The 6,945-nt window shown below is 73.5% G+C and carries 7 protein-coding genes; 1 reads left to right on the forward strand and 6 read right to left on the reverse strand.

What is annotated here, in order from left to right; all coding sequences use genetic code 11:
- Window positions 1-18: 18 nt before the first annotated feature.
- Window positions 19-1,290: a macrolide family glycosyltransferase gene (locus ACYVE9_RS11560; RefSeq protein WP_461027698.1), complete on the reverse strand. Its 1,272-nt coding sequence runs from the start codon at window positions 1,288-1,290 to the stop codon at window positions 19-21.
- 75 nt (window positions 1,291-1,365) lie between these two features.
- Complete coding sequence (locus ACYVE9_RS11565; protein WP_461027699.1) at window positions 1,366-1,971, reverse strand: dTDP-4-dehydrorhamnose 3,5-epimerase family protein; 606 nt, start codon at window positions 1,969-1,971, stop codon at window positions 1,366-1,368.
- A gap of 188 nt (window positions 1,972-2,159) precedes the next feature.
- Between ACYVE9_RS11565 and ACYVE9_RS11570 the strand changes: the two genes are divergently transcribed.
- On the forward strand, window positions 2,160-3,167 hold the full coding sequence (locus ACYVE9_RS11570) for an NAD-dependent epimerase/dehydratase family protein (protein WP_461027700.1): 1,008 nt from the start codon (window positions 2,160-2,162) through the stop codon (window positions 3,165-3,167).
- 68 nt (window positions 3,168-3,235) lie between these two features.
- Here the strand turns inward: ACYVE9_RS11570 and ACYVE9_RS11575 are convergent, their stop codons facing one another.
- The 4 genes from ACYVE9_RS11575 to ACYVE9_RS11590 all read right to left on the reverse strand — a co-directional run bounded on the left by ACYVE9_RS11575 (window position 3,236) and on the right by ACYVE9_RS11590 (window position 6,652).
- Window positions 3,236-4,021, reverse strand: coding sequence for an AfsR/SARP family transcriptional regulator (locus tag ACYVE9_RS11575; protein ID WP_461027701.1), 786 nt, complete (start codon window positions 4,019-4,021; stop codon window positions 3,236-3,238).
- Window positions 4,015-5,031: a dTDP-glucose 4,6-dehydratase gene (gene rfbB / locus ACYVE9_RS11580; protein WP_461027702.1), complete on the reverse strand. Its 1,017-nt coding sequence runs from the start codon at window positions 5,029-5,031 to the stop codon at window positions 4,015-4,017. Before rfbB ends, ACYVE9_RS11575 begins: the two co-directional genes overlap by 7 nt.
- A 111-nt stretch (window positions 5,032-5,142) precedes the next feature.
- A complete protein-coding gene (locus tag ACYVE9_RS11585) occupies window positions 5,143-6,390 on the reverse strand; it encodes an activator-dependent family glycosyltransferase (RefSeq protein ID WP_461027703.1) in 1,248 nt (415 codons plus the stop codon).
- 49 nt (window positions 6,391-6,439) lie between these two features.
- Window positions 6,440-6,652, reverse strand: coding sequence for a ferredoxin (locus ACYVE9_RS11590; protein ID WP_461027704.1), 213 nt, complete (start codon window positions 6,650-6,652; stop codon window positions 6,440-6,442).
- Window positions 6,653-6,945 lie beyond the last annotated feature (293 nt).

Below are 6,945 nucleotides of genomic sequence, written 5' to 3' on the forward strand. Positions count from 1 at the left end.
GGGGCGTCCGCCGCGGATTCAGCCCGCGGTGGTCGAGGCGGGCCCGACGGTGTTCGCGGCGGGTCGCGCCGCGGCCCACTCCAGCAGCAGGTCGGCCGCGCGGGGAGCCCCACCGGCCTCCCGGACGGCTTTGCGCATGCGGTCCAGGTGGGCGGGTCTGTCGGGGTCGGCGAGCAGTTCGGCCACCGTCCGGGCCAGTTCGGGGGCCGTCAGCCGTTCGCGGACCAGACTGCGGCCGACCCCGCACTCCTCCAGTCGGTGGGCGCTCAGGGCCAGTTCGGGGGCGCGCGGCAGCGCGATCACCGGGATGGCGTGGGAGAGCGCCTCCAGGAGACTGCCCATGCCGCCGTGGCAGACGAACACGTCCGCGTGCGGCAGCACGGCCGAGTGCGGCAGCCAGGAGTGCGCCTCCACGTGGGCGGGCAGCGGGCCCAGCCGGGCGGCGTCCGTGCCGCGGCCGAGGGTCATCACGACGTGCCAGTCGGCCGGGTCGAAGGCCTCGGCACACATCGTGAAGAAGTCGCCGTCCGTGGACTCGGTGCCCAGGGAGACCAGCGCCGTGCGGCGGCCGTCAGCCGGGGGCTCCCAGTGCCCCGGCGCCGGGTCGGTGACGGTGGGGCCCACGAACGCGTACCGGTCACCGAAGCTGTCGCCGTCGATCTGGAAGGCGCGGGGCAGGAACACCAGGTTGCGCTCGTCCCACTCGGTGCCGTAACGGCCCATCTCGTCCAGGCCGATTCCGTGGGAGCCCATGAACTCCACGACGACCTTGGCGCCCTCCGCCATCAGCGGGTGCTCGGTGTCCCACATCCGGGCGCGCAGCGAGAACGTCTCGTTGGCCGCATGGCTCGGGCTGACCTGCACGGGCACAGCGCCGAGGACGCGGGCGGCCACCCGGCCGGCGGCGAACGTCTCGAAGTCGTACAGCACGACGTCCGGCGGGTCGTCGGCGAGGGCGGCACGGGCCGCGGGGAAGACCGTGTCGATGGTGTCGACCAGCAGGTTGTAGCCGTCGAGGGCGAGCCGCTCGGGAGTGATGTCGGCGGCGCGGTAGAAGTCACCGCGCGCGGAGGTGTAGGTGACGGCCCTCGCACCGGTCCCGGTGACCACCTCGGCGAACTGCTCGTCCACGACGTAGGTGACCCGGTGCCCGCGGGCGACGAGCTCCCGCGCGACCCCCAGGGTGGGGCCGATGTGGCCGAAGTCGGCGAAGAGCAGCAGGGCGAAGTGGCGTACGGGCGGGGCCGCCGGGCCCTCGGAGCCGGGGACGGGCGGGGTGCCGGGGTGCATGGGCTCTCCTTCGGAGACGGTGCGGACGGGAGGTGCGGGATCCGCCTGCCGGGCGGGCTGCGACGTCAACGGGCGTCAACCGGCTTCGCGTTGCGCGGCGTAGTGCGCCCGGCAGTCCTCGTAGCGGGCCAGCAGTCCGGCTTCCCTGGCGGCGGCGACGGAGATGGCCGAGGAGTCCTTGGGCGACATCAGCGGCTCCTCCGCCAGACCCCAGGGCAGGTCGAGGTCGGCGTCGAAGGGGTCGAGATCGATCTGGGTGCCGGGGACGAACTCGGTGGAGCACAGATACGACACGCAGGTGTCGTCCGTGAGGGCGAGGAAGCCGTGCACCAGGCCTTCCGGGACGAACAGGGTCTCTCCCGACTCGGCGTCCAGCCGGTTCGCCTCGTGCACGCCCCAGGTCGGGGAGCCGACCCGCAGGTCCACCACGATGTCGAGGACCGCGCCGCGCACGACGCACACCACCTTGGCCTGCCCGGGCGGCAGCAGCGTCCCGTGGAGGCCGCGGAGGGTACCGCGCCGCGACACCGAGTAGTTCACCTGCGCCACCGGTACGGACCGGCCGATCTCCTCGGCGAGCCGACTCCGCCGGAACGACTCGTGGAAGCTGCCGCGCACGTCCCGGATCCTGTGCGGCGTGATGTGGTACGCGTCCGGCACGGCCATCTCTCGAACCTTCATGGTGGCAGCACACTAGGCGCCGATCTTCGAGAACCGGTCCAGGACCGGCGGCGGCCGGATCGAGTCCAACGGCTCTGGATCGATCCCTGACCAGCGGGTGCGAGGCTGACGGCCGTTGACCCCGCGCGCCTGCGCCACGGCGCCCGGAGACGTACGGTCCGCAGCGCGCGGCCCGGGAGGAGAACGCCATGACGGAGGTCGGTGGGCGGGTGCAGCCGGACAGCCCGGGCCGGGGTCCGGGCCGCGTGGTGGTCCTCGGCGCGACCGGGTTCGTCGGGCGGCACGTGGGCGCCGCACTGGAGGCGGCAGGGCACGAGATCCTCGCGGTGGCGCGCCGGCCGCTGAAGACACCGCCGTCCTGGCGGTTCTATCCGCTGGACCTGGTGAACGGCGACCCGTACGTACTCACCGAGATCGTCGAGGAGGAGCGGCCGGTCGCGGTCGTCAACGCGGCCGGCGAGGTCTGGTCCTCCTCGCCGAGCAGGATGCGGCTCGGCAACCAGCTCCTGGTGGACCGGATGCTGACGGCGCTCACCGCCGCCCGGCACCGGCCCCGGCTGGTGCACCTGGGCTCGGTCCACGAGTACGCGCCGCAGCGGGAGGACGTGTGGCTCACCGAGTGCTCACCGACGGAGCCGACCACGGACTACGGCCGCACGAAGCTGCTCGGCACCCAGTCGGTACTGGAGGCCGCCCGGGCGGGCAAGGCGCAGGCGGTGGTGCTGCGGCTGTCGAACGTCATCGGGGCCGGAACCCCCGCCGGCAGCCTGCTGGGCCACGTGGCCGGACAACTGCTGGCGACGCGGCCCACCGAGGGACCGGCGGAGGTCCGGGTGTCGCCGCTGCGCAGCCGCCGCGACTTCGTCGACGCACGGGACGTGTCCCAGGCCGTGGTGGCGGCCTTGCGCACCCCGGCCGCGAGCGGACGCGTGGTGAACGTCGCCAGCGGCGTCTCCCAGCACGTACGGCACATGGTCGACCTGCTGATCACGATCAGCGGGCGGCCGGCCCGCCTGGTGGAACGCCTCGGCGCGGGCAGCCGGCCGGCCACCGGCACCGACTGGATGGGAGTGGACGTGTCGGCCGCCCGGTCCGTGCTCGGCTGGGCGCCTCGGCACACGGCGGGCGGCATGGTGAACGACCTGTGGCGGGCGGCCTGCGAGCGTACGGAGCACACCGCCGGGTGGCTGCGGTGACGGGGAGAGACGTGCGCGGGACGGCGGCGGCACCCGCGACCACCCGCGCGGTGCGTGCCGGGGGCGGGTCAGCCCGGCAGCAGGTCGAGGTCCGCGTCGCTGACGCGGTCGGTCAGTACGTGGTGGCGAATGCGCTGGAGCACCGGCGAGGGGTCGAGACCGAGCTCGTCCCGGAGCACCTCGCGTAGCCGCTGGTACACCTGGAGCGCCTCGCTGCGCCGCCCGCAACGTTCCAGGGTGATGATGAGCGTGCCCTGGAACCACTCGTGCATCGGGTGGACGCAGACGAGCTCCTTCAGCTCGCCCACCAGCTCCCGGTGTCTGCCCCGGCGCAGCTCGGCGGTGATCCGCAGCTCCTGCGCCTGCAGGTGCAACTCCTCCATCCGCGACGCGTAGCCGCGCAGCGCCGGGCCCTGGACGACGTCCGCGAAGGGCGGTCCGCCCCACATGTCCAGGGCGCGGCGCAGCAGCACGGCGGCCGTGTCGGGATCGCCTTCCCGCAGCGCCGCCCGGCCCTGCACGGTCAGCAGGGTGAACTCCTCCGCGTCGCACTTCCCGGGGGCCACCGACAGCACGTACCCGTGTGCGTGCGTGCCCAGCGGGTTCCCGGCAGTCGCGGAGGCGCCGGCCTGGAGCGCCTTTCGCAACTGGTAGGCGTACGTCTGCACGGTGCCGGTCGCGGTGCGCGGCGGCTCGCCGGACCACAGTTCCCCGGCGATGGCGGTGAGCGACACGACGCTGTTCCGCCGGGCCAGCAGCAGGGCCAGGAGCTGGCGGACCTTCGGGGGTGTCGGGGTGACGTCCCGGCCGTCCGCCGTCGCCCGCAGCGCGCCGAGCACCTGCCAGCTCAGCACGGCGCCATCCCCGACTGGTGACTGGGCTCCGGCTGGGTGCGCGGGAGCCGCTCCCAGACCTCGCGGTGGTCCCGGTACCAGGCGACGGTCTCGGCGAGCCCCTCGGTGAAGTCCTTCTGCGGCTTGTAGCCCAGCTCGACGTGGGCCTTGCGCCAGTCGACGGAGTAGCGGCGGTCGTGCCCCTTCCGGTCGGTGACGTACTCGACGCTGTCCCAGGTGGCGCCGCAGGCGTCCAGCAGCAGCTCGGTGAGCCCGCGGTTCTCCAGCTCGGTACCGCCGCCGATGTTGTAGACCTCCCCGGCCCGGCCCAGGGTGCGGACGAGCTCGACGGCACGGACGTGGTCGTCGATGTGCAGCCAGTCCCGCACGTTCAGCCCGTCACCGTAGAGAGGCACCTTCTTGCCCTCCAGCAGGCGGGTCAGGAACAGCGGGATGATCTTCTCCGGGAACTGGTGGTGCCCGTAGTTGTTGGAGCAGCGGGTGACGCGCACGTCCAGGCCGTGCGACCGGTGGTAGGCCAGCGCCATCAGGTCACTGGCCGCCTTGGAGGCCGCGTAGGGGGAGTTGGGGGCGAGCGGCTGCTCCTCGGAGCAGGAACCGACCGGGATCGACCCGTACACCTCGTCGGTGGAGACGTGCACGAAGGTGCCGACACCGTGCCGCAGGGCCGCGTCCAGCAGGGCCTGGGTGCCCAGCACGTTGGTGCGGACGAACTCGGTGGCGCTGGCCAGCGAGCGGTCGACGTGCGACTCGGCGGCGAAGTGGACGACCTGGTCGTGCTCGGCCATCAGGGCGTCGACGGCCGCCGTGTCGCAGATGTCGCCGACGGCCAGCCGGAAGCGGTCGGACGTCCGGACCTCGTCCAGGTTGGCCGGGTTGGCCGCGTAGGTGAAGGCGTCGAGGACGGTGACGGTGACGTCGTCGGGGCCGAGGGGGCCCAACAGGGTGCGGACGTAGTGGGAACCGATGAAGCCGGCACCGCCGGTCACCAGGATGCGCGTCTGACTCATCGGGGGTGCGGCGCTCCACCGGGCTCGCCGAGCGGGCGCCGTCCTCCTCTCTTCGGTGTGCGGTGGGTGCCGTGCCGCGAACGGGTCGGCGGCGCGGGGACTAGGGCGTGCTCAGCGGATCGCGGCCCGCTGTTCCAGTTCCGGTACCAGGGCGTGCGGGCTGGGCATGGCCGCGGACTCGTCGCGCAGCCGGCGCGCGGCGGCGGCGAAGTCGGGATCGTGCAGCAGCCGGCCCGTGCACTCCAGGACCCGTTCGGGTGAGGCCTGGCTGTGGTGGAGGAGCAGGCCGGCCCCGGCGTCCTGCAGGGTTCGTTGGCGCAGCTCCTGGTCCGCGACCTCCGTGGCCAGCGCGAGCTGCGGTACCGCGTTGACCAGGGCGGTGGAGTAGGTGCCCCAGCCACCGTGGTGGACGATCGCCGCGCACGAGGGCAGCAGCGTGCCCAACGCGACACCGGTGCAGACGCGCACGTTGCCGGGCAGCTCACCGAGCTCCCCGGCCTGCTCGGGCGTGAGCGCGGCGACGATCTCGGCGTCGAGCGACGACAGGGCGCGGAGGATGGGCTCGAGGCCCACGTAGTCCCCGCCGTAGGCCTCGGTGTTGGTGCGGCCGAGGGTGACGCAGACGCGGGGCCGCCCGGGCTGCTCCCGTAGCCAGTCCCATTGCACGGCCGGGCCGTTGTAGGGGACGTAGCGCAGGGACACCTCGTCCAGGGCGCTGTCCGGGCGCAGGCTCGGCGGCAGGGTGTCCAGGGTGAACTGGCCGTTGATCAGCTCCTCGTCGCACCGCACGCCGTAGGGTCGGCCGCGTTCGTCGAGCCACTCGGCCAGCGGGTCGGTGCGCCGGTCCTCGGGCACGTCCCGGGCGAGTTCGACGAAGGTGGCCCGGGCCCGGCCGTAGACGTCGGCACACCACAGGAGCCGGGCGTGCGCGGCTCCGCAGGCCCGGGCCGCCACGCCCCCCGCGTAGGCGATGGGGTCGCGGATGACCAGGTCGGGCTTCCAGTCGCGGGCGAGGGCGACGAGGTCGTCCATGATCGGGTCGTTGTAGCGGGCGAAACCCCACGGGACGCTGACCTCGTAGCGTGAGACCAGGGAGGCGTGGTCGACCTCGCCGTAGCCCAGGCGACTCCAGTTGGCGACCTCGGCGTGCTGGGAGTCCCGTGCGGCGGCCATGTCGGCGCGCAGCCCCGGGTCCGCTCCCACGGGGGCGGCGACGAGCCCGGCGCCGTTGATGGCGGAGGTCAGCGAGGGCGCGTTGGCCATCAGGACGTCGTGCCCGGCGGCCGTCAGCGCCCAGGCGAGGGGCACCATCGTGTAGACGTGCGACTTCTCCGGCAGGCCGGCGAACAGGACGCGCATCGTTCCTCTTCTCAGTGGTGGGAGGCCGGTGTGGGGTCCGGTCCGTCGGTCAGGCCGCGGACCGCGGGTCGTCCGTGAGGGTGATGGCGCCCAGCGGACAGGACTCGCCCGCCTCGCGGACCGCCTCCAGGTGCTCGCTGCCGGGATGCTCCTCGACCAGGACGGCGAGTCCGTCGTCAGCACGCTGGTCGAACACCTCGGGAGCGATGAGCGCGCACTGGCCGGCGCCGATGCACTTGCCGTGGTCGATCACGATGTCCATGCGGGGCCCTCCACGCGCCGGCCGGGTAGGTGCGGATGGCCGGTGCGAGCCCATCTTGCGGCGCGCGCCGCGTGGGTCGGACCGTCGGGAGCCGCTGTCTGGGGTTTCCTCCAGAGATTGACGCCGCGGACCGCACCTCCGCGGGGCGGACGGGCGCGAGCCCGGCCCGGGTACGCGGTGAATCCCTAGACTGCGCGCTCCGCACTGGCCGGGCCGTCGCCGCCCGTGCTGGAGTGACCGGGCGAACGGCGGCGTACGCCACCGGCACCGGGCGCACGGCGGACCCGTGCGTG

This window comes from Streptomyces sparsus, assembly GCF_054776295.1.